The organism is Pontibacter aydingkolensis, assembly GCF_019443125.1.
Classification (GTDB): Bacteria; Bacteroidota; Bacteroidia; order Cytophagales; family Hymenobacteraceae; genus Pontibacter; species Pontibacter aydingkolensis.
The window spans coordinates 44,916-66,176 of the sequence record NZ_JAHYXK010000010.1 but is presented as its reverse complement, the minus strand read 5'-3'; the positions used below and the strand labels follow the sequence as shown (position 1 = coordinate 66,176).

Below are 21,261 nucleotides of genomic sequence, written 5' to 3'. Positions count from 1 at the left end.
TAAGTTGAAGTATAAAAAGAAATGCCCGGCAACAATTTTGCCGGGCATTTCTTTTTATACTTTGCTAAACTACTCTTTAAACGTGAGCTTAATAGGTCTTGTCTCTACAATATTGCTTTTGTTTGGAATTGGCGTGTTGCGGTCATAAATGAATATCTGAAACTTTATGATGTCGCCTGGTTTAAAAAACTCGTTTGTAATGCTGCTCAGCGAATACCTGATCTCACCTTCGAGGGGTTCCGAACGCTCATCATTTGTAAGTCTGCGGAAGCGGCCACTAAAATCAAAGCCCTGCACCGGTAACTGATACCTTACAAAAGCAGAATCAGTAGCACTGCCGAACACTGGCTCTTTAATAAAAAGCTCAGCGATAAAGTTTTTCTCGTACGGAGAACCTGGGTTAAACGGGGCCTGGCTATCTGGGTCTGATGAACCACCCGGGGTGCTAACGAGAGGATTTAAGCCAAGGTCGCCGTTTCCGTCTTTATAGCTGATTACGATCGTCATATTCGCAGTAGTAATGCCAAACTCTGTTGTGTAGTTTACATCTACCCGTTCAAACTCGATCTGGGGCTCATCCGGGTAACTGGGTTCTTTTCGGCAAGAGCTCAAAGCTACGAAGCATAACAGTAGCGCTGCACTATACTTTAGCAGGTATCTCATGTAGATTTTCAGAAAATGAAGCTAAATTTACTAAATCAAACGCATACAATATAGGAATTGTTGTAACTTTCTTTGTAGGCTTTCTGGCTTGTAAAAGTGAGCGGTAAGTATTCGGATGTCAGTGGTTTAGTGTCGTAAATGCGCTTTATACGTTGTCCGGTTAATGATTTAACAAACCTGTGTGTATAACCTAATAAATCCTGGGTAATAGCTCGCAATGGCTTAAATACGTTGATTATATAACATCCTTCTTCCGGAAAGTGCGTTTAAGCTGCCATGGGATACATTGTTTTTATCTTACTGGTAGCAGGCATGTGCCTGCTTTTTTACAGATGGGCCACGCGCAAACAGCGCAACCGAAAAATGGTACTGGCGCAGGAGTTTCCGGCAGAGTGGCGCAAAATTTTAACAGACAGGGTTGGGTTTTACCATACTTTGAAAACGGATGAGGAGAGGGAACACTTTGAAAAAATGCTGCAGCTGTTTCTGGCTGAGAAGCGCATTACGGGCATTCAGGTAGAGGTAGATGATACAACTAAAGTACTTGTTGCCGCCAGCGCCATCATTCCCATATTTGGTTTCCGCGACTGGGAGTACCAGAAACTGGGCGAGGTGTTTGTTTTTCCGGGAAGCATACAAAAATTTAAAGATCAGGATAGTGAGGCTGTGTCAGAGACTCTGGGGCGCGTTAACCCCTTTCAGAACGACCATTACGTAACCCTGTCTAAACCGGCTTTAGAGCGCGGCTTTAACGATATGGCTGACCGTAAAAATGTTGGCATACACGAGTTTGCCCACATGCTGGACCAAGCCGACGGTGAGATAGACGGAACACCAGCAGCATACCTGCCGGCAGAGTTGGTGCAGCCGTGGCAGGAGTTAATGTACCGCAAGATACAAAGTATAAAAAAGGGCAAATCTGACATTGACAGCTATGGTGCAACAAACGAGGCTGAGTTCTTTGCCGTTGTTACCGAGTATTTTTTCGAGAAACCAGACCAGTTAGCTGAAAAGCATCCACAGCTTTATACTTTATTAACCAAGGTGTTTAAGCAAAACCCGAAGCGCCGCTTCCGGCTCAATTTCAGAGAACTATTGAACCCCTACGGCAAACGCCTTGGCCGCAACGAACCCTGCCCCTGCGGCAGTGGCGAAAAGTATAAAAACTGCTGTTTAGGTAAAAAGCAGGCGGCATAGGTATAGTGTTTATGTTATTAGTGACGAAGACTCAGCAAAGTATAAATATATTCTAGAGGAAAAGGTAGTGAGCTGTACGATGTAGGGCTGTAGCTATGAAACTTATATATTCGCTAAAGCAACAGTGGAAATTCCCCTTTTGAGAGCAGGGACTTTTCATTCTAATTATTTTCTGGCGCGAGTCTCCAGACTCGTGTCTTATAGTGGTGTAGAGTCTCTGACTCTACTGGGCCAGAGGCCCACACTATAGCAAGTCACGAGTCACAGATCCCGGACTTGCTTCGGGACGAGGACGCTCGCGCCATACTAAGTCATTATAAAGATATGTACAAAACAAAAGCCTCCGCAACACAAGTTACAGAGGCTTTGAAGTATAAATCAGCCTTAAACTTAAGTCACTACCGGCCTTGCATAAGCCTTAGCATCTTCAGCGGTTATTTCTGGCCCGCTCATGATCACAAGCCTTTCTACCACATTGCGCAGTTCCCGTACGTTGCCTCGCCAGTCAAGCCCTTTTAAATACTCTAAAGCGTCTGCAGTAATAACTTTAGGCTTGTTACCGTAATCGTTGGCGATGTCGTTCAGGAACTTAGTCACCAGGTCAGGGATATCTTCGCGGCGTTCGTTTAGCGGAGGTACGTGTATAAGTATAACTCCTAAGCGGTGATACAAGTCTTCCCGAAAAGTTTTGGCTTCGATCTCCTCCAGCAGGTTTTTGTTTGTAGCAGCCAATACGCGCACATCTACCTGAATGTCTTTGTCACCGCCAACGCGTGTAATTCTGTGCTCCTGCAGGGCACGCAGTACTTTGGCCTGTGCCGATAAACTCATGTCGCCTACCTCATCCAGAAACAAAGTGCCGCCATTGGCCTGTTCAAACTTACCGATGCGCTGTTTTACAGCCGAGGTAAAAGAGCCTTTTTCGTGGCCGAACAGTTCGCTCTCGATTAGTTCGCTTGGGATGGCGGCGCAGTTTACCTCTATTAAAGGGCCGTTGCTGCGGTTGCTGTGCTCGTGTATGGCGCGTGCCACCAACTCCTTACCAGAACCGTTTGGTCCTGTAATCAGCACGCGGGCATCGGTAGGGGCTACTTTCTCTATGGCTTGCTTTACACGGCTAAGCGCTGACGAAGTACCCACCATTTCGTAGGTCCTGGAGATTTTTTTCTTCAGGATCTTGGTCTCCGTTACCAGGTTCGACTTATCGAGGGCATTGCGCACTGTTACCAGCAGACGGTTAAGGTCTGGTGGTTTTTGCAGGAAATCGTAGGCGCCTTTTTTAGTGGCCTCCACGGCAGTATCTATTGTGCCGTGTGCCGATATCATAATAAAAGGGGTGTCAGGCGTAAACTCCATGGCTTTCTCGAGCACTTCAATGCCATCCATGCCGGGCATTTTGATGTCGCAGAGCACTACGTCATACTTGTTCTTGCTGAGTTGGTGTAGTCCTTTTTCTCCATCCTCGGCTTCGTCTACAGTATAGTTCTCAAACTCAAGAATCTCTTTTAACGTGCTCCGGATGGCCCTTTCGTCGTCTATAATCAGAATTTTGGGCATAGTCTTATTTTATGTCAGGCTAAGTATATGAAATAAACAGCCGCTTGTCAAGGTTGCGGCTGCATTGCTGCGGAATTTCAGTTTTAACTGAATTAGGGGAGGGGAGGTTACAAGTTTATAGTTTGGGATGAGTATATTTCCTCGTAGGAACAGGTCACGACCTGTTCCTACGAAGTTATTACTACCTGTGCGGCGGGCAAGTCTCCAACTGTTTCTCTACTTCCGGCATGGTATAGCGCGCGTTGTTGTTGCCGAAGTTGGTTTGGATGTAGTTTAGCAGGTTCGTGATCTGGTCTTCACGCAGGTCTACGCCGGGCATTGGTTTGTTATATTCTATCCCGTTTACGGTTATCGGGCCGTCTATACCATGCCGGATGAGGCAGGCCAGCTCGTCGCGGTGCTGTTCCAGGTAATCTGCGCCGGAAATGGGTGGTATAACACCACGCAGGCCGCTGCCGTCTTCCATGTGGCAGCTCTGGCAGTTGGTTTCGTACAGGCGCTGGCCTTCGTTTTTCTTATTAGTGAAGCACTGGGTAAGGGTTGTTAGAACCAAGCCTCCCAGTGCTACTGCCATAAGTCTATTTCTGGCCATTTTGCTTTTCTTTCAGCAGTACCTCCATGTCTTTCATCAGCCTGTCTACATCTTCCTGCTCTGTGCCGTGGTAATGGCCGCGTATGTGACGGTTCTGGTCTACCAGCATAAAGTCTCCGCTATGCGCAAAGCCGCCTTCTGCCTGGGCATCTTCTTGCACTCCAGTAAAATATTGCAGGGCCATGTCGTAAATGCTGTCTTTATCGCCGGTTAAAAAGTGCCATTTATCAGACTGTACGTTTAGGCGGTCCGCATAATCTCTAAGTACAGCTACGGTGTCGTGCTGTGGGTCTATGCTATGCGAAAGAATTACTACGTTAGGGTTATCTTTAAACTTCTCGTACACGCGCAGCATCTGGCTTTTCATTTTAGGGCAGATAGAAGGGCAGGTGGTAAAGAAGAAGTCCGTTACGTAAATTTTACCGGCTACAGTTTCTTGGGTCACACGCTGGCTGTCTTGGTTTATAAAAGCGAAATCTGGTATCTGGTGGTAAACAGTATCTACTACAGTTTTACCATCAACTACACGCTCCACGGCTTCGCGGTGGCCAAGTATAGGTAAAGTTTTATCGGTAGAGTCGCTGCTGTTGCAGGCAGTTAAAAAGCCTATACTAAAGGCTGTTGCCAGTAGCAAAGTATACTTTCTAAGCGTTGCTTTATTTATTCTGATCATAAGGTTTATAAGTTGTACGGGCAGCGTTTATGGTGCTGTCCATAAGGGTTTGTACTTGCTTTATCTTAACAAGCTCCTGCTGTAAGTAGTTTATGACCTGCTCGTTGGGCATGTCTTCTGCAGGCGTTTTGTACTGGCGCATCCAGCCCATCATGGCCTCGTCGGCGCGGTTCAGCAGCTGTATCTGCGTTTGCAGGTTGTTTAGTGTAACAGAGTCGGCTTGCTGCGTTTCTAAAGTGTCGCGGAGGGTGCGCAGACCTTTACGCAGTTTGTAGATGTTTCCCATTTTAGCCATCGCTGTGTCGTGCACGGCCAGCACGCGCTCCTCCAGTGCCTCTTTCTGCTCTTTGGGGCTCTGGCCCTGGCTGCAGCCGCAAAGTATGGCAAATGCAAGGCTTAAACTTAGTATGATATGTTTCATGCTTTTAGCTTAGTTTGAGAAGATATACTTTTTATACTTAGGAAATTAGCTTAGCAAAGATGCTATATTAAAATGCTGCATCCAGCAAAGGTACGGCTGCAAGGCGGGATGTGCAAAAGAGCAGGAATGTAGTTTGATTGAAACACGACCAATAACTTGCCTAAATATGGAGCGAGCAGGCTGATGGGGTTTAGGCTAATCTTTTCTTACATTGTAAAACTACCTGGATAGCAACTTTTAAATCTTTTTTGTTTCAAACCCTGCGATACTCTTCGCGCCCTTTGTGGTAAATTAATCTCTATTAGAATGCACACAAAAAAGGCCTGACATGTGTCAGACCTTCTATTTCCTATTTAAACAGAGTTTAAGCCGGTACGGTAATGTCAGAATGCAGCGCCTGTGTTACCTGGTTATACTGGCCCTCAGAAATATGGTCACGCAGAAACGTCATCACATCCTGGAAAGCGTAAAAGGCATGGTCCAGGGTAGGGAAGTCGGCATCTTCGGCAAATGCATCTTTAGTGCGGATAAACTCCAGCCATTCGTCTTCGTGCCGGATGCGTACGGGGCTGTGCATATGGAAACCGTCGTAGTATACCCCTTTCCAGATTATAGGCAACTGTGCCCCTAAATGGATGGCTTCGGCAGTGGGAATTCGGTCGCGGATGGCATGAAGCACCGCCCTGAATATCCTGTTTGCCTTGTTCTCATCCTCAATGCCCAGGTAAGTGCAGAGTTCGTGCGTCCAGGTTTTAGCGTCTTTTACATAATTCTCAAAGTTCATAGCCATTTTAACCTCCTTTTTTAGTTTAAAAGATGTTCCATTTAAATGAACGCGGCAGCTATAACAGGGTTATCGGTTAAACGGGAAGAGAGGTAAGTATAGGGTGAAGGGGAAGAATAATGTTGTCTGAATCTTTACATAGGGCCCCTTCCCCAAGGATTTACAGGATTTTAAAGGGTGGTCTCTTATCCCAAATGCTATTGCTTTCTGATAATTTCAAATTAAGAAGCGCCCTCGCTCGCCTTTGGCGAGCGAGGGCGCTTTCAAAAAGTGGCAGGATTATCTTAGCTAAACAATATTCTATTGCTGTTCGGGATATCCCTGGCCGAAACCCCCGCCTGCTGCGGACTGCTTGTTCTGTGTAGTGGGGCCAATCTATGGGGACTAGGAAGTCCCCGGCAGACAGCTTTCGGACTTGGAAGTCCGAAAGAGCATTAGAGCATTAAAATTAGCGGATACTTAAAGTCCAAAAATTCAACAATCAACCATTTAGCAATTCAACAATTTAATAATTCAGCCATCAACAATTACCACTTTTTAAACACAAAGAAAACAGCGGCAAGTATAAGTATGAAACCCACAATGTAATTCCACTTTAACTCTTCGCGCAGGTAAAGCACCGAAAAGCCGATAAACACCACCAGCGTAATTACCTCCTGTATGGTCTTAAGTTGAAAAGCTGTAAACTGCCCGTAGCCGATGCGGTTTGCCGGCACCATAAAACAGTACTCAAAAAACGCGATCAGCCAGCTGATGAGAATGATCTTCCAAAGCGACACCTCTTTAAATCGCAGATGCCCATACCAGGCAAAGGTCATAAAAATATTAGAGATCAGCAGAAGTAAAACCGTTTTCATACTTTTAGAAAAATGCCTGCAAAGCTGCTAAAAATTAAAGTATGATCTGCTGCCACTACACTTAAATTCTTTTGGGTATTAATTCGCTATTGGCTTGTGTGCAGCATAAAGTATAAACTTTAAGGGCATGCCGAAACCGCACAAAGTATACTTATAGAGGTATTTTCCTTTTTTGTGTTTTTTATAGTTTTGATCAGCATTTTAAGGCACTATCGGGGTAAGTAATTTGTTTAAAATAAGTGGGTTGCAAAGCAGTAACAAACCGAGTATAGTACCCGATGGTTCTGCTGCATAATTCAACCCTTAAAAAGTATAGCATAAACCAAATAAAAGTGCTAGTTTTACCTATTCAATCTACCCTAAAACACATGAGTGAAGTGGAAGAAAAACAATTGCATAACAATTATTCAGCAGATAGTATTCAGGTACTGGAGGGGCTAGAAGCAGTACGGAAGCGCCCTGCCATGTATATCGGCGATATCGGTATCAAAGGTTTACACCACCTGGTTTGGGAGGTAGTAGACAACTCGATTGATGAGGCCCTTGCCGGCCATTGCGATACCATTAACGTAGCCATTAATCCAGATAATTCCATCACAGTATCCGATAACGGCCGTGGTATTCCAACGGATTTTCACCAGAAGGAAGGCCGCTCTGCCCTCGAGGTAGTAATGACGGTACTGCACGCCGGTGGTAAATTCGATAAAGACACTTACAAAGTATCAGGTGGTTTGCACGGTGTGGGTGTGAGTTGCGTTAACGCGCTCTCCACAGACCTGCACGTAACGGTGCACCGCAACGGTAAAATATTTGAGCAGCATTACAATATTGGTGCGCCTGCTTACCCGGTGCGCGAGATCGGTACTACCGACAGAACAGGTACCACGGTACAGTTTAAGCCGGATGGTTCTATCTTCACTACCACCGAGTATAAGTACGATACCATTGCCAGCCGTTTAAGAGAGCTTTCCTTCCTGAACAAAGGCATCCGCATAAACCTGGAAGACCTGCGCGAACTAAACGAGGCAGGTGAGCCATTGCAAACAGACTCTTTTTTCTCTGAAGGTGGTCTGAAGGAATTTGTGGCCTATCTGGACGAAACACGTGAAAACCTGATTCCGGAGCCAATCCATATTGAGAGTGAGAAAAACGGTGTACCTGTAGAGATTGCTTTGCAGTACAACACGTCTTATACCGAGAACATTTTCTCGTATGTAAACAACATCAACACCATTGAGGGTGGTACGCACGTAGGTGGTTTCCGCCGCGCACTTACCCGTACGCTTAAAGCTTACGCCGATAAGTCGGGTATGCTGGATAAGGTGAAGATCGAGATCGCTGGTGATGACTTCAGAGAAGGTTTAACAGCTGTAATTTCTGTAAAAGTACAGGAGCCGCAGTTTGAAGGCCAGACCAAAACCAAACTAGGTAACTCCGATGTTGGTGGAGCCGTGGATATTGCCGTTGGCGAAATGCTGAACGAGTTCCTGGAAGAAAATCCGAAGGAGGCACGTATCATTGTGCAGAAAGTTATACTTGCCGCCCAGGCGCGTTTCGCTGCCCGTAAGGCCCGCGAGATGGTGCAGCGTAAGAGTGTTTTATCCGGTACCAGCTTACCTGGTAAACTGGCCGACTGCTCTGACAGCAACCCGGAGAACTGCGAGATCTACCTGGTAGAGGGTGACTCAGCGGGCGGTTCTGCCAAGCAGGGCCGTAACCGAAGGTTTCAGGCTATACTGCCGTTGCGCGGTAAGATCCTGAACGTGGAGAAAGCACAGGAGCACCGCATCTACGAGAACGAAGAGATCAAGAACATGATCACGGCGCTGGGCGTTAGCTTTGGTACTGCAGATGGCGAGAAGGCCCTGAACATGGAGAAACTGCGTTACCACCGTGTTATCATCATGACGGATGCTGACGTGGACGGATCACACATTCGTACGCTTATACTTACGTTCTTCTTCCGTTATATGAAAGAGCTGATCGAGAATGGTTATATCTACATTGCACTACCTCCGCTTTATTTAGTGAAGAAAGGCAAGGAAGAGCGTTATTGCTGGAGTGAGCAGGACCGTCTTGATGCGATCCAGGAGCTTGGCAAAGGCAAGGAGGAGAGTGTTGGCGTACAGCGTTACAAAGGTCTTGGTGAGATGAACCCGGAGCAGCTCTGGAACACGACCATGGACCCGGATACCCGTAGCTTAAAGCGTGTAACAATTGAGTCTGCTGCAGAAGCAGATCACCTGTTCTCGATGCTGATGGGTGACGAGGTAGGCCCACGTCGCGACTTTATCGAACGCAACGCCAAGTATGCACGCGTAGACGTATAAATCAAAGTATAAAATTCATACTATAGAGAAGGCCAGCTACACCAGCTGGCCTTTTTTTATAAGGATTTGCAGGGTTTAAAGATGGACGGGACTTTCTGCAACACAGTATTTACCTCACCCCAGCCCTCTCCTAATAACAGGAGAGGGAGCTTTTGCCTACTGCTTCTGCTGTCATTGCAATAGCTGCTATCTTCTTATTTATCATCTTGTAAAGATCTTGGTAGAAAGGGGTTAAACTGAATCTACAGAGCTATATTCTTGCTAAAGTAATGCCAGAGCTCCCTCTCCTGCTTTTAGGAGAGGGCTGGGGTGAGGTAGTACAGCAGAAGTCACGAAGAAAAAATCTCAAAAATCAATTTAATCCCCTTAATCTGTAGTCAAAACACTATGGATGCTTAACTGTTGGCTGTATATTTACTACAAGAGCATGATTAAAATTTATCCTTTGCTAGCGAAAACAAAATTTAAACATGCTCTAACAGTTAGTGTTAAACACAAAAGTTAATACCTAAATGATAACAACAGATATATGCATCGTAGGGGCAGGTCCGGTGGGCTTGTTTGCCGTGTTTGAAGCAGGTTTGCTGAAGATGCGCTGCCACGTGGTGGATGCCCTTCCGGTAGTAGGAGGCCAGCTGGCCGAGATATACCCTAAAAAACCTATTTACGACATACCAGGCTTCCCAAGTATAGTTGCCGGTGAGCTGGTAGATAACCTGATGAAGCAGATAGAGCCATTCCACCCGACCTTTACGCTGGGCGAACGTGTAGAAACGCTGGACAAGCAGGAGGATGGCTCTTTTGTAGTTAAAACCTCGGAGGGTACTGAAATTTCCTGTAAGGTGGTGGCGATAGCCGGTGGCCTGGGTTCGTTTGAGCCGCGCAAACCTGCCATCGAAAGCCTGGAAAGTTTCGAGGGCAAAGGTGTTTCGTATATGGTGCGCGACCCCGAAGTGTTCCGCAGCAAACGGATTGTAGTAGCCGGCGGCGGCGACTCCGCCCTCGACTGGACCATATACCTGGCCGGCCTGGCCGAAGAGCTTACGCTGGTGCACAGGGGCTCCACTTTTAGAGGCGCTCCGGAGTCTGCTGAGAAGGTGCTAAGTATGGCTGAGGAAGGGCATATAAAGCTGCTGCTGAAATCTAACGTAACTGATGTGCATGGCAACGGAAAACTGGATGCTGTTACGGTACTCATCGACAACGAAACAGAGCACAAGATCGAAGTCGATTACTTCATTCCGCTCTTCGGGTTGGTGCCAAAGCTTGGCCCGCTGGAGAACTGGGGACTTGAACTGGAGAAAGGCGCCATTGTGGTAAACACATTAGACTACTCGACCAACATAGAAGGCGTGTTTGCCATTGGCGATATTAACACCTACCCGGGTAAACTGAAGCTTATACTTTGCGGCTTCCATGAGTCGGCGTTGATGGCGCAGAGTGCCTACAACATTATTTACCCGGACAAGAAGTATGTATTAAAGTATACCACCGTTAACGGTATACAGGAACTTACCTGATGGAAGATACTATAAACATAAACGTAGAGCTGCAAGATGGCAGCCGTGTAACCCTGGAAGCCCCTACTGATATGGGCCTGTCGGTGATGGAGGTGATGAAAGCCAATGAATTGAACGTGCCTGCCATTTGCGGCGGCATGGCTATTTGCGCCACCTGCCACGTGGAGGTGTTGCAAAGCGGCGAACTCCCAGAACCCAGCGACGACGAAGCTTATATGCTGGAAACCCTGCCACACGCTACTGCTACCAGCCGCTTATCCTGCCAGTTAAAGGTAAAACCCGAACTCGATGGATTGGTAGTAAGGCTGATGCCAGAAGCGTAAAGTATAAACTGTTCAAAGTATAAAATAGCCATACCTTAATTGGGGTGTGGCTATTTGTTTTGAGAGAAGTATAATTAATTTATACTATATTAGAGTTAAAGTATTTTATGCAGGGTATAATGACACCACACATAGTGCAGATAGTGGGAGTAGGTACTCCTGTTAGCCGAAAGTTAGGTGGTATTACTTATTAATCTTAAGGATAAAGGATAAATGAAATTCACTCAATTGCCGATTAAACTTCAGAAAGCTTTTCTACTATTAGCCTTAAGTATTCTCTTTATATCCCATCCAATCAATGCACAACAGCATGAAACAATTACTCCCTTACACGAGTTCTTTCAAACAAACTACGATAGCACCATCATTTACCACAGTTGGTCCAATTGGTATAACGCACCGAACTATCTGATAGTAGCAAAGCAGAAAGATAAACTCTATTTCTTCACCTACACAAGCCCTTACAAGAATTTGCGTGGAAGGTATTTCCCAGGGAATCTTTTACAGAAATTCATGGAAGAAGAATATAAGTTTAAAAGAACGGTGCCTGACACAAACCGCTATTTACTATCTAAGGACATATTGCAGGCAGAATTAAGCAACAACTGGAATGAGTTGAAGGCAGCGAATTTGTGGAAACTGAAAGACGATAAGTATAATCTGAAGTCTACTGGCAATTGTATGATTGAAGACGGAAACACCAACACCTTCCATCTGATTAGCAAAAGAGATATTAGAATTTTAAACTTTTATGAGCCTGACTATTGGGAAGAGTGTTTGGGTAAAGACATCAACAGGCAAAAAGCAATAAAAGCAAGGGTTACGTTTAAGGGTATTTCTAGAGAAGATTAAGAATAGTAAGATCAAAATCGCCTAACAAAGTTCAGAGCCTTAACCCTTGCTCTGCATCAAGCTTCGGCTGGAAGAGTACCGTTAACCCAATGTCATCAAAAAACAACACACCTACAACTCATCCAGCGGTATTGTTCTAAGCTCCTCTACGGGCCAATCGGCCTGTTGCGCACCTGCAGTGTAGGCACTTTCTAAAAAGCTTAGCAACACTTCTCTTGGCTTATCCATCAGGCGCAGCTCCTCATAGTTTAGCATGGCCATGGGGCTACCGTTAGCGTCTACCCACTGGGCTTGTTTTGGCTGCAGCGTTTCAAGTTCGATGCCTGGCGGCGAGGGGTAAGTGTACGAGTAAAAAGCAGGGAACCGGACCTGGTCATCGCCGGGCCAGAACCCGAAACTGATCACCTCATGGGAGTAAGCGTCTTTTTCTACTACGCTGCCATTTACCGGCACAGGTATACTTTTACCAGAGAAGCGTGTAACTGTCAGGTCCATGTGGTGCCAGTACAGGTGCACGGGGCATGTTTTACCGTAAAAGCGTCCGCTAAACTCCTTTAACACCTGGTCTATAGTCACCATGGCACGCCAGTACCGGTTAACCTGTTCGGGGTTATAGGTGGCATGTTTCCGGTCTTCGGCAAATGGTATTTTACTTTTAAGGTCGTAAGGTTTGGCTAAGATCTCTACTTGTATGCCCAGAACAGCCAGGGCTTTCATCACAGAAGTATAAAAATTAGATACACTTAAACCGTCCTGCAACGCAAAACTTTCTGCTGCTCCTGTGCTGGTGCGTATCGTTAACTGGTGATCTATAAAGTCGAAATCGATCTCGAAAGTGTAAAATTTGTAGGGGATAGGGCCGGTACCCATTCCGCGAGAGGTAACATACAGCGTAATATTCCACCAGTGGTTGCGGCGCGGCATCAGTTGCAGCCTGATCTTACCTATTATCTGAAAGTATAAAAGTAACGTGTCTTTGGTAGGTTCCCATTCTTCCAGCGGCAGTGGCGGGAAATCCGGATTTTTTATCTCTGTTGTGTTTGCTGTAGCCATAATTCTGGAGCCATGTGCTTTGCCTTTATGGTACGAGGATAAGCCGCTTTTTGTGTTTCAGAGTTTACCTGCGGGTTAGTCGGGTTAAGAGATTTGCCAGGGTACGTAAGCCGGGCATATACAGCAGTCCGGATAAATAGTAGGATTTGCTGTTGAGTTTAGTTCTATACTTTTCGAAAGGGCTGGCAGTTGTTTCGTTATCCTCATTCATGGCTGCGGCATTATCTGAAACGTTGCTGAAGGTGGCTTTATACTTTTTAGAAAAAAGCAGATTATAAGGCATAAAAAGGCAGATAATGGCAACTGATGCTACCACAAAGTATATCTGGAAAAACAGCATATTCACGGTATGGAATATCAGCAGCAACAGGCCCATCCAAGGGCGGGTTGGCTGCCTGGATGCGGTAAATATGCTGGCAGATTGTATGTACAATACAACTAAAAAGCTTACCTGCCAGAAAAGCACATACTCAGTAAACAGCGGTGCCAGTGTAAAATCCAGGTCCAGGCTACGGTGACCTACAACTGCATTAACGAGCGCCGCCTGGGGGTGCAGCCAGTGTATGTCTCCGGAGTTTGTGATTAGTTTGTAAAGCAGCGAAGGGATCTTCCAGAGTCCGGATAAAGTATAGGTGAAAAGCAAGCCAGCATAAAACCAGTTTATATTTTGGTGTAAGTATACAGATGCATGTGGCAGCGATTTTTTACTTAATGGGATAAAAGTAAGCAGCAGGTGTGCCAGTAGATACAAGTGGTTAATATGGCTCAGGAAACCATATCCCCAGAGTGCCAGGTTTAGCCAGAGCAGGCCCAGCGCCAGAAGCGCCTGACAGAGTGTGTGGTTCTTTTGCCGAAGCAACTGATAAAGGTTACAGGCAGCCACCAGCGCAACTACAGTATAGAATAAAAGCGGAGCCGGCAGGGCAGGCATTACCAGGCTTGGCAGGGCATGATCGTACCAGAAAATTTTGCTTGGGCGCTGCCGCAGAAACTGGTATTTGTTTATAGTCCAGTAAAGCCATACAAACGTAAACAGGCGAAGTGCCTGCACCGCATAAAAGAAGTTGAATGTGTTGCGCAGTATAGCTTCCTGTTTATCCGGTGTTAACTGCTTTTTTAGTGTATCAGAAACGGATAACAGTAAGCGTGTCATAATGCTGTGGGTTACGGACGTATTCTAGTGGCTGGTAGGTTTCCTGCACAATTTTATAGGCAGATGCAGGAGGGGATATGTATTTTACAAAAGTAAGAAGGCGAGTATGGAAAGCAGCACTATCTGCCAAAGCGTGCTGGGTTAAACTATTCAAAGTATAAATGTACTCGTCTTTCGTATAGCTTTCAGAGCCGGAGATAACAGGCTGGCGCTGCCAGGCTGTATCGCCAATGGGTAAAGTATAAACTCTATACTCCTGGTAGTGATTTTTGCTACCAAGCGGTTGGGTAAAAAGCTTCCAGTTGGCAAAAGGGTAAAACTCTCCCAGGCCCATCATGCCCGTAAAATAAGTAAGAAACGAGCCAGCCATACTTGCTATCACCAACCACCTGGTATACTTTAGGCGCCGCTTAAAACCAAACTGCATAGAATATAATTACCTGAACCAAGGAAAAAGCCGAAACGAAAGTAGTAAAAAATTATCCAGCTGCATAACATTAAATAATTGCCTCAGTATAGAGGAATACCTATACTTTCTCGTTATATTTTGTGTTTAGTCGTAACTTAGGCTTTTTAACGTAAACCGAAGCCCTAACCATAGGAAACATGCTTATCAACAAGGTTTCTGACCAGATAAAGAAAAGTAAATACATAAGCCGCGACCTTAGCTGGCTGCGCTTTAATTACCGTGTGCTAGACCAGGCGCGCGATACGAACAAGAGTTTTTTCGACAGGCTTAAATTTCTGGCCATCACCTCGTCTAACCTGGACGAGTTTTTCATGATCAGGGTGGGCAGCTTGTACAATTACCTCGATTACGGCAAAGAGCGCCTCGACTATTCGGGGCTGCGCGAACTGCCGTTCCGTAAAAAACTGCTGGACTACGCGCACCGCTTCGTAAACGACCAGTATCTTACCTTTAACAGCGAAATAAAGCCGCTTTGCGAGAAGCACGGTTTTGATATACTGAAGATAAGTGAACTAACGGAGATAGAGCAGAAAAAGGTAGACTCATACTTTAAAAACACCATCTACCCGATGCTTACGCCGATGGTGTTTGATAACTACCATGGCTTTCCGTTGCTGATGAACCAGCTGCTTACCTTTGGCGTGGTAACCCGCACCACTGAAGAGCAGAAGGCCCAAGACAGGGTAACATTTGTGCAGATACCGCAAAACCTGGCGCGCTTTTACGAACTCAACCGAAAAGATAAGATCGTTTTTGTGCCGATTGAGGAGATCGTGCGCTGGAAGATCAAAAAGCTTTTCCGCAACGTGGATATCGTGTCGGTAAACTTGTTCCGAATAACTCGTAACGGCGACTTTACCCTGGAAGAGTCTGACGACCTGGAGGCAGACTTTGTACAGGAGATCAAATCGAAGCTGAAGACCCGTAAAAAAGGCCGCGTGGTAAGGTTGGAGATTGAGCGCAACCCGTCGCAGTTTATGCTGAAGGTGCTTAAAGAACGCTGGACTATTGACAACGCCAACATCTTTACGATAAACAACCTGATAGACCTGCGCTGCCTGTGGCAGATCATCAACCACCGCCAGTTCAAGGACAAAGGTTTTAAGCAGCCATCATCGGTGTCGCCGCTCAGCCTGCCCAGCGATGGCGTGGATATGTTTGAGTACCTGAAAGACCACGACGTACTGCTGCACCACCCATACAATAGCATGGAGCCTGTGGTAAGTTTGCTCGAACGTGCCGCTGAAGACCCGGCTGTGCTGGGCATCAAGCAAACTATTTACCGCCTGGCAGACCAAAGCAGGGTAACTGCCGCTTTACTAAAGGCCGCGGAAAACGGCAAGCACGTATCGGTACTGTTCGAGGTAAAGGCAAGGTTTGACGAAGAGCGTAACCTGCGCGAAGGCGAAAGACTGGAGAAGGCTGGCTGCTTTGTGATCTACGGTATCAGTAAGTATAAAACGCATACCAAGATGATGATGGTCATCCGGAAAGAAGGAGAGAAGGTAACGCGTTACGTGCATATTGGCAGTGGTAACTACAACGAGCAAACGGCCAGATTATACACCGACGTAAGCTTGCTTACGACCAATGAAGTGTATGCTCACGACGTGTCGGAGTTCTTTAATGTAATTACTGGCCACTCCAGACCGAACGATTACAAGTACCTGATGACCTCGCCAAAGGATATGCGTCACGACCTGATCGAGCTGATACGCCACGAAGCCAAGAATGCGAAAAAAGGCCTGAAGAGTGGTATCGTGATCAAAATAAACTCACTGGAGGATAAGGAGATCATCGATGAGATGTACAAAGCCTCAAAGGCTGGTGTGCCCATTAAACTGATCGTCCGCGGTATCTGTTGTCTGCGCCCTGGCCGCGAAGACCTGAGTGAGAATATTACGGTTAAAAGTATTGTGGGTGAGTACCTGGAGCATGCGCGTTTATACTACTTCCACAACAACGGCGAGCCCAAAGTATACGGCGGCAGCGCCGATTGTATGGTGCGCAGCTTTGACCGCAGAATAGAGGCTCTTTTTCTGATTGCTAATGAGGAGCTGAAACGAGAGTCCATCAATATACTATACTATAACCTGCTGGATAACCAGAACTCCTACATTATGCGCGAAGATGGCACGTATGTTAAAAAACGCGCCCTGGCTAACGAGGAGGTAGTGGATGTACATAAGATATTCTACAGCAAAAGCTACGTGGAAGCCCTGGTGGCAGAGCTTGTGTAGTTTGTATAAAGTATAAACCAGAAGCCGGAGCAAGTATACATTTGCTCTGGCTTTTTTGTTTATGATAGCTGGTGTTTTGGGGTCTCAAGGTAATCTTATCTTTTTAAAAGAGTACTTCACCCATTTGTCATCCTGGAAGGATCTTGATAGAAGGGAGGTTAAGCCAATACTACCAGTAACCAGGATCCTTTCAGAATAACAGCATTAAATCTTCCTCATTTTTAGAGTGCAGCAAAGTGATACAAGTGGTGAATTATAATTCACAAACACGATCAAACTGCTCCAAAATTTCGGCAAAACCATACTGTATTTCTACGTATATTTACGAGCATATCATTCACGTTAAACCCCCGGATTATTGAAGTTAGCTGCTATTGATATAGGTTCTAATGCTGTCAGATGCCAGATATCAAGTGTACTGAACCAGAACGGAACCGTGATCTTCAAAAAGGTAGAATACATCCGCTACGCCATCCGGTTTGGCGAAGATGTTTTTAACACCGGTTACATCGGCGATTACAAAATAGAAAAGTTTATTAAGCTGCTGCGCGCCCTGCAGTTGCTGATAGATGTGCACGATGTAGACCACTACATGATATGCGCTACCTCCGCCATGCGCAACTCACAGAATGCCCCTCAAATTCTGGAGCGAGTATACCAGGAAACCGGCATGGAAATTAACGTGATAGACGGTGTTGCCGAAGCTGAACTGATAAACAAGGTTATCTATAATTTCCTTGATGAGCGCAATTACCTGCACATTGACGTAGGTGGCGGCAGCACCGAATTTAACATCTATGTGAACCGCGAAAAAATGGCGTCGCAGTCGTTTGAGCAGGGTACGATCAGGCACATGCACGGCAGAGACTCCGAAGAACTCTGGAACAGCATGCGCAACTGGATAGAAACCAACTCAAAGAAATACCACTTATCACGCGCTATCGGTACAGGCGGAAACATAAACAAGATCTACGAAATAGCCGGAAAAGCAGGAGGGAAGCCGATTTTCAGAAAGCAGATAGAGGAGGTGGCAAGCCAGATAGCAAGTATGAGTATGGAAGAACGCATTAACCAGATGCTGCTAAACCCAGACCGTGCCGACGTTATACTTCCAGCCGCCGAGATTTACTTGTCTGCTATGAAGTGGGCCAAACTGGAAAGTATGATCGTGCCTTCTGTTGGTTTAAAGGATGGTATACTGCATGCCCTTTATGAACGCAATCACCCTGAACGATTTGTGATAGGCGGGATTGGGTAAAGTATAACGGTGGCTTTGTTCGTAGGGACAGGTCGCGACCTGTCCGCAGATCGGCCTATAGATGAAACAACCTCAATCAGGCGTTTTAAATTCTCAAGAAGTTATAGGATTGCCAGAAGCACCTAGTCCAACCACCCCCGCCCCTCCTTATCCAAGGCGGGGAGTCTGCTACTACTTTAGCAAAAGTATAAGCTCTGTTGCTGAAGCTTAACCTCCCTTCTGCCAAGATCTTTGCAAGATGACAAAGAGAAATGGCTAACTATTGTCATGTAAGAAAGAGGAGTAAGTAAAACTCCCCGCCTTGGATAAGGAGGGGCAGGGGTGGTTGGACCAAATGCAACATTAATCACAATCTACCTCTACAATAGTAAACTTTTCTGTACCCAACCCAACGCGCCATTCTCAGCCTTTACAAAAGTATAACCATTGTAGCCACCCAGCACAGCAACACTGCTTCCCGGGTTTAAACTGTCTTTTGCAGGGGCGTCTATACTTGCATTGTCCAGCAGATCAGTTTGAGTAGCCAACTTTTCATATTTGATAGGTTTGGTGGTAACCTCTATTAAACTGCCGGCTATATAAGCTTCTGTTCCGTTTGGCAAAACAACCCTATACCAACTGGCTGTAGCCCCGGTTACCAATAAAGGCGTATACTGTGATAATCGCCTGTAAACTCCCGATTTAACAGATGGCTGCTGGCGCACATTAGCCGACCTGGCCGCAACCCTTACCCAGTTTCCGATTTTTGAGGCATCTGCTTGTACCGGCGGCACAGGAGTATTGCTGGCGTGCAGGTAAGGGAATGGGTTTGTAGGCCCCTGACCGTAGCGGTAAATGCCAAAGTGCAGGTGTGGGTTGGTTCCCTTTGCATTACCGGTATTGCCCACAAAACCCAGCGTATCACCGATTTGTATGCGCTGGCCTGCCGTAACTGCCTGGCTATCGAGATGGGCATAATATAAGTTTTGGCGGCGTTCATAGTCTGCCAGCCATACTACCTTACCACCTCTGGGAGTAGTGCCTACCCGTGACACAATCCCTGGGCTAGAAGCCACAACGGGTGTACCGCGTTTGGCAAATACATCAACGCCTTCGTGCAGGCGCGCGCCGTTATCGCGTGGGTCGCCCCAGATACTGGCAATGTTACGGCTGGTTTTACCTGCCACCGGAAAAGCCAAGGTAGGCTCCGATTTTATGGTTAAAGTATATTGGCCACTACGCAAAAGTTCAGGCTGCACCCGAAGTACATGCTGGCTATCATCATCAACTTCATAAACCAGGTAACTTCCCGTTGTATCAGTGGTTGCCACATGGTTTGTCGCAGTATTTTCTACTTCAAACATATCCATAAATATCTGCATGTCCTTACGGGCCTTTACCTCCAGGTTAACCACAATTCGTTCGCCGCGCTTTGCATCTATCTTGTAACCTAAAGCCCTTGGTTTGTCTGCAGAAAAGTAACCGGTTTCTTTATAAGGCAGCGTGATGGTAAGCGAGTCTTGCAGTGCTTTTTCTCCGGCCCGCAGCCAATCTTGCCCGAGCCCGGTCTGGTCTAGTTTCGCATCTTTTATTTTAACAACATACCCCTCGTAAGGTGTCTGGTTCTTAAACACTGTACGCAAGGTTTGTGGTGCACCACAGCTGGTAGCCAATGCCAGAATCAGAAAGAATAAGAATAGGTTAAGATGATCTCTTTTAATAGGGTACATGTAAAGATTTTAGTTTGATTTTATTGTAACACAGGTAGATAAACAAAAACAGTGCCTTTTATAGCTTATGCTTTTCATTTGTAAGGTGGCAGGGAGCTATTAATTCATTTATCTAACCGGGCAGGCGCCAATGCGTAAAAAGGGTAGACTAAAAAGCTAAATATATGAGAAAGCCCAGATTAAGATACATACGAAGAAGGTTAGCGAAGGGCGTACTTCCATTGTTTGCACCACTTGCACTTACGCCTTTGGCAACACCTGTAGGGGTTACATCATCGGCACCTTACAACGATATAAAGCGCACCAAAGCCCGCATTACTAACTATAAAGTGATGAAGTTTAACCAGGTTGCCTTTAACCTTTACAACCACATGCATCTGCAGGAAACAGGGCTAAGGTTCGAGGTGTTCGACAAGGCGCTTACCGGCTACTACAACATGAAGCACCGCAACGAAGTTTCTGAAAAGCCTATACTTACCATCGTGGATTTTACAAAATCATCGAACGAAAAAAGGCTCTGGGTAGTAGATCTGGACAAAAAAGAAATACTGCACAATACTTACGTATCGCATGGGCGTAACTCAGGAGAAGAGTTTGCTGAGCACTTCTCTAATGAGAACAAGTCTTTTATGAGCAGCATAGGCTTTTACGTTACCCAGAACACCTACATCGGCAAGCACGGTTTGTCGCTAAAGCTGGAGGGAATGGACAAGGAGTTTAACTCCAATGCAAAAGACCGCTGTATTGTAATGCACGGAGCCGAGTATGCTACAGAAGAATTTATTGAGCAGGCAGGCAGGCTGGGCCGCAGTTTAGGTTGCCCCGCCATACCCATGGACGAACACGAGGAGATCATCGGTTCAGTGGTTGGTGGTACAGCTTTGTACATACACGCCGCCCACGACGCCTATACTTCGCAGTATCTGGACCACGTAACCGCTATGGCAGAACTTATAAATGAAAACAAGAAGGATATTCCGCCTACTGAACCCGCCACTTAATACTGCAACCTACACTTGGCTGCTGCTGCGCCTGCGGCTTTTTATTGTCGAGTAAAAGATCCAGGGCCTGCGCCAGGTCTTCGCCGGTAACAGGTACGTTGTTGTTTGGCCTGGAGCCATCGAATTGCCCATGGTACGCTAAGCGCTTGTTGCCGTCATACACAAAAAACTCTGGAGTACATGCTGCCATGTAATGGCGTGCCACCATCTGGGTCTGGTCGTACAGGTACGGAAAAGGAAACTGCATCTCATCGGCCAGCATCTTCATCTCCTCTGGCCCATCCTGGGGCTGTAACTGCACATCGTTGGAGCTGATGGCTACAAAACTTATCCCTTTCTCCTGATACTTTTTAGCCATCTCCACCAACTCTGGTAGAATGTGCTTTACATAAGGGCAATGGTTACAGATAAACATGATAACAGTAGCCTTAGTTGAGGCCACATCGTCAAGCGACACGAGCTTATCTGAGACTGTATCTAACAGAGCAAAATGATGGGCTTTTGCACCTAATTCTATCTGGGTGGTGGAGTGTGCCATAGTTCTGGGATTTGAGAGCATGTTTAAAATTCATACTTTGCGCTGCAAACTGCCCATAAAAGAACCTGACT

The 21,261-nt window shown here is 46.2% G+C and carries 20 protein-coding genes; 8 read left to right on the top strand and 12 right to left on the bottom strand.

The window, feature by feature from the left end; translation table 11 throughout:
- Positions 1 to 69 precede the first annotated feature (69 nt).
- Positions 70 to 663 carry a hypothetical protein gene (locus K0O23_RS12905; RefSeq protein ID WP_219877842.1) on the bottom strand — a complete coding sequence of 198 codons (594 nt, stop codon included), beginning with the start codon at positions 661 to 663 and terminating at the stop codon, positions 70 to 72.
- Between the two features lie 276 nt (positions 664 to 939).
- Here K0O23_RS12905 and K0O23_RS12900 point away from each other — a divergent pair, with 276 nt between their 5' ends.
- Positions 940 to 1,860: a M90 family metallopeptidase gene (locus tag K0O23_RS12900; RefSeq protein WP_219877841.1), complete on the top strand. Its 921-nt coding sequence runs from the start codon at positions 940 to 942 to the stop codon at positions 1,858 to 1,860.
- Between the two features lie 390 nt (positions 1,861 to 2,250).
- On the opposite strand, the gene K0O23_RS12895 is transcribed toward K0O23_RS12900, so the two are convergent.
- The 6 genes from K0O23_RS12895 to K0O23_RS12870 form a co-directional block, all read right to left on the bottom strand.
- A complete protein-coding gene (locus K0O23_RS12895) occupies positions 2,251 to 3,417 on the bottom strand; it encodes a sigma-54-dependent transcriptional regulator (protein ID WP_219877840.1) in 1,167 nt (388 codons plus the stop codon).
- 181 nt (positions 3,418 to 3,598) lie between these two features.
- The gene (locus K0O23_RS12890) at positions 3,599 to 3,991 is read right to left on the bottom strand and encodes a c-type cytochrome (RefSeq protein WP_246597089.1); all 393 of its coding nucleotides are present in this window, start codon (positions 3,989 to 3,991) and stop codon (positions 3,599 to 3,601) included.
- A 4-nt stretch (positions 3,992 to 3,995) separates the two neighbouring features.
- Positions 3,996 to 4,682 (bottom strand): SCO family protein, encoded by a 687-nt coding sequence (locus K0O23_RS12885; protein WP_219877838.1) that lies wholly within the window; start codon positions 4,680 to 4,682, stop codon positions 3,996 to 3,998.
- Entirely contained in the window at positions 4,666 to 5,103 is a 438-nt protein-coding gene (locus tag K0O23_RS12880; RefSeq protein ID WP_219877837.1) for a hypothetical protein, read from the bottom strand. Before K0O23_RS12880 ends, K0O23_RS12885 begins: the two co-directional genes overlap by 17 nt.
- A 364-nt stretch (positions 5,104 to 5,467) precedes the next feature.
- Positions 5,468 to 5,893: a DUF2267 domain-containing protein gene (locus tag K0O23_RS12875; protein ID WP_246597088.1), complete on the bottom strand. Its 426-nt coding sequence runs from the start codon at positions 5,891 to 5,893 to the stop codon at positions 5,468 to 5,470.
- Between the two features lie 521 nt (positions 5,894 to 6,414).
- On the bottom strand, positions 6,415 to 6,744 hold the full coding sequence (locus K0O23_RS12870) for a DMT family protein (RefSeq protein WP_219877836.1): 330 nt from the start codon (positions 6,742 to 6,744) through the stop codon (positions 6,415 to 6,417).
- A 368-nt stretch (positions 6,745 to 7,112) separates the two neighbouring features.
- On the opposite strand from K0O23_RS12870, the gene gyrB reads away from it, so the two are divergent.
- From gyrB to K0O23_RS12850, 4 genes are all read left to right on the top strand, one after another.
- The gene (gyrB, locus tag K0O23_RS12865; RefSeq protein WP_219877835.1) at positions 7,113 to 9,074 is read left to right on the top strand and encodes a DNA topoisomerase (ATP-hydrolyzing) subunit B; all 1,962 of its coding nucleotides are present in this window, start codon (positions 7,113 to 7,115) and stop codon (positions 9,072 to 9,074) included.
- Between the two features lie 512 nt (positions 9,075 to 9,586).
- Entirely contained in the window at positions 9,587 to 10,594 is a 1,008-nt protein-coding gene (locus tag K0O23_RS12860) for an NAD(P)/FAD-dependent oxidoreductase (protein ID WP_219877834.1), read from the top strand.
- The gene (locus tag K0O23_RS12855) at positions 10,594 to 10,917 is read left to right on the top strand and encodes a 2Fe-2S iron-sulfur cluster-binding protein (RefSeq protein ID WP_219877833.1); all 324 of its coding nucleotides are present in this window, start codon (positions 10,594 to 10,596) and stop codon (positions 10,915 to 10,917) included. Before K0O23_RS12860 ends, K0O23_RS12855 begins: the two co-directional genes overlap by 1 nt.
- A 213-nt stretch (positions 10,918 to 11,130) precedes the next feature.
- Positions 11,131 to 11,769 carry a hypothetical protein gene (locus tag K0O23_RS12850; RefSeq protein WP_219877832.1) on the top strand — a complete coding sequence of 213 codons (639 nt, stop codon included), beginning with the start codon at positions 11,131 to 11,133 and terminating at the stop codon, positions 11,767 to 11,769.
- A gap of 111 nt (positions 11,770 to 11,880) precedes the next feature.
- Here the strand turns inward: K0O23_RS12850 and K0O23_RS12845 are convergent, their stop codons facing one another.
- From K0O23_RS12845 to K0O23_RS12835, 3 genes are all read right to left on the bottom strand, one after another.
- Positions 11,881 to 12,822 (bottom strand): DUF5996 family protein, encoded by a 942-nt coding sequence (locus K0O23_RS12845; RefSeq protein ID WP_219877831.1) that lies wholly within the window; start codon positions 12,820 to 12,822, stop codon positions 11,881 to 11,883.
- Between the two features lie 64 nt (positions 12,823 to 12,886).
- Positions 12,887 to 13,975, bottom strand: coding sequence for a hypothetical protein (locus K0O23_RS12840; protein WP_219877830.1), 1,089 nt, complete (start codon positions 13,973 to 13,975; stop codon positions 12,887 to 12,889).
- Positions 13,947 to 14,402, bottom strand: coding sequence for a hypothetical protein (locus K0O23_RS12835; protein ID WP_219877829.1), 456 nt, complete (start codon positions 14,400 to 14,402; stop codon positions 13,947 to 13,949). The genes K0O23_RS12840 and K0O23_RS12835 overlap by 29 nt, the downstream gene beginning before the upstream one ends.
- A 179-nt stretch (positions 14,403 to 14,581) precedes the next feature.
- On the opposite strand from K0O23_RS12835, the gene ppk1 reads away from it, so the two are divergent.
- Positions 14,582 to 16,684: a polyphosphate kinase 1 gene (ppk1, locus tag K0O23_RS12830; protein ID WP_219877828.1), complete on the top strand. Its 2,103-nt coding sequence runs from the start codon at positions 14,582 to 14,584 to the stop codon at positions 16,682 to 16,684.
- Positions 16,685 to 17,042: 358 nt separating this feature from the next.
- Positions 17,043 to 17,942 (top strand): Ppx/GppA phosphatase family protein, encoded by a 900-nt coding sequence (locus K0O23_RS12825; protein ID WP_219877827.1) that lies wholly within the window; start codon positions 17,043 to 17,045, stop codon positions 17,940 to 17,942.
- A gap of 359 nt (positions 17,943 to 18,301) precedes the next feature.
- On the opposite strand, the gene K0O23_RS12820 is transcribed toward K0O23_RS12825, so the two are convergent.
- Positions 18,302 to 19,651 carry a peptidoglycan DD-metalloendopeptidase family protein gene (locus tag K0O23_RS12820; protein WP_219877826.1) on the bottom strand — a complete coding sequence of 450 codons (1,350 nt, stop codon included), beginning with the start codon at positions 19,649 to 19,651 and terminating at the stop codon, positions 18,302 to 18,304.
- A gap of 164 nt (positions 19,652 to 19,815) precedes the next feature.
- On the opposite strand from K0O23_RS12820, the gene K0O23_RS12815 reads away from it, so the two are divergent.
- Positions 19,816 to 20,652, top strand: coding sequence for a murein L,D-transpeptidase catalytic domain family protein (locus tag K0O23_RS12815; protein ID WP_246597087.1), 837 nt, complete (start codon positions 19,816 to 19,818; stop codon positions 20,650 to 20,652).
- Here K0O23_RS12815 and K0O23_RS12810 read toward each other — a convergent pair.
- Complete coding sequence (locus K0O23_RS12810) at positions 20,633 to 21,211, bottom strand: thioredoxin family protein (RefSeq protein WP_246597086.1); 579 nt, start codon at positions 21,209 to 21,211, stop codon at positions 20,633 to 20,635. The genes K0O23_RS12815 and K0O23_RS12810 overlap by 20 nt on opposite strands.
- Between the last annotated feature and the right edge of the window lie 50 nt (positions 21,212 to 21,261).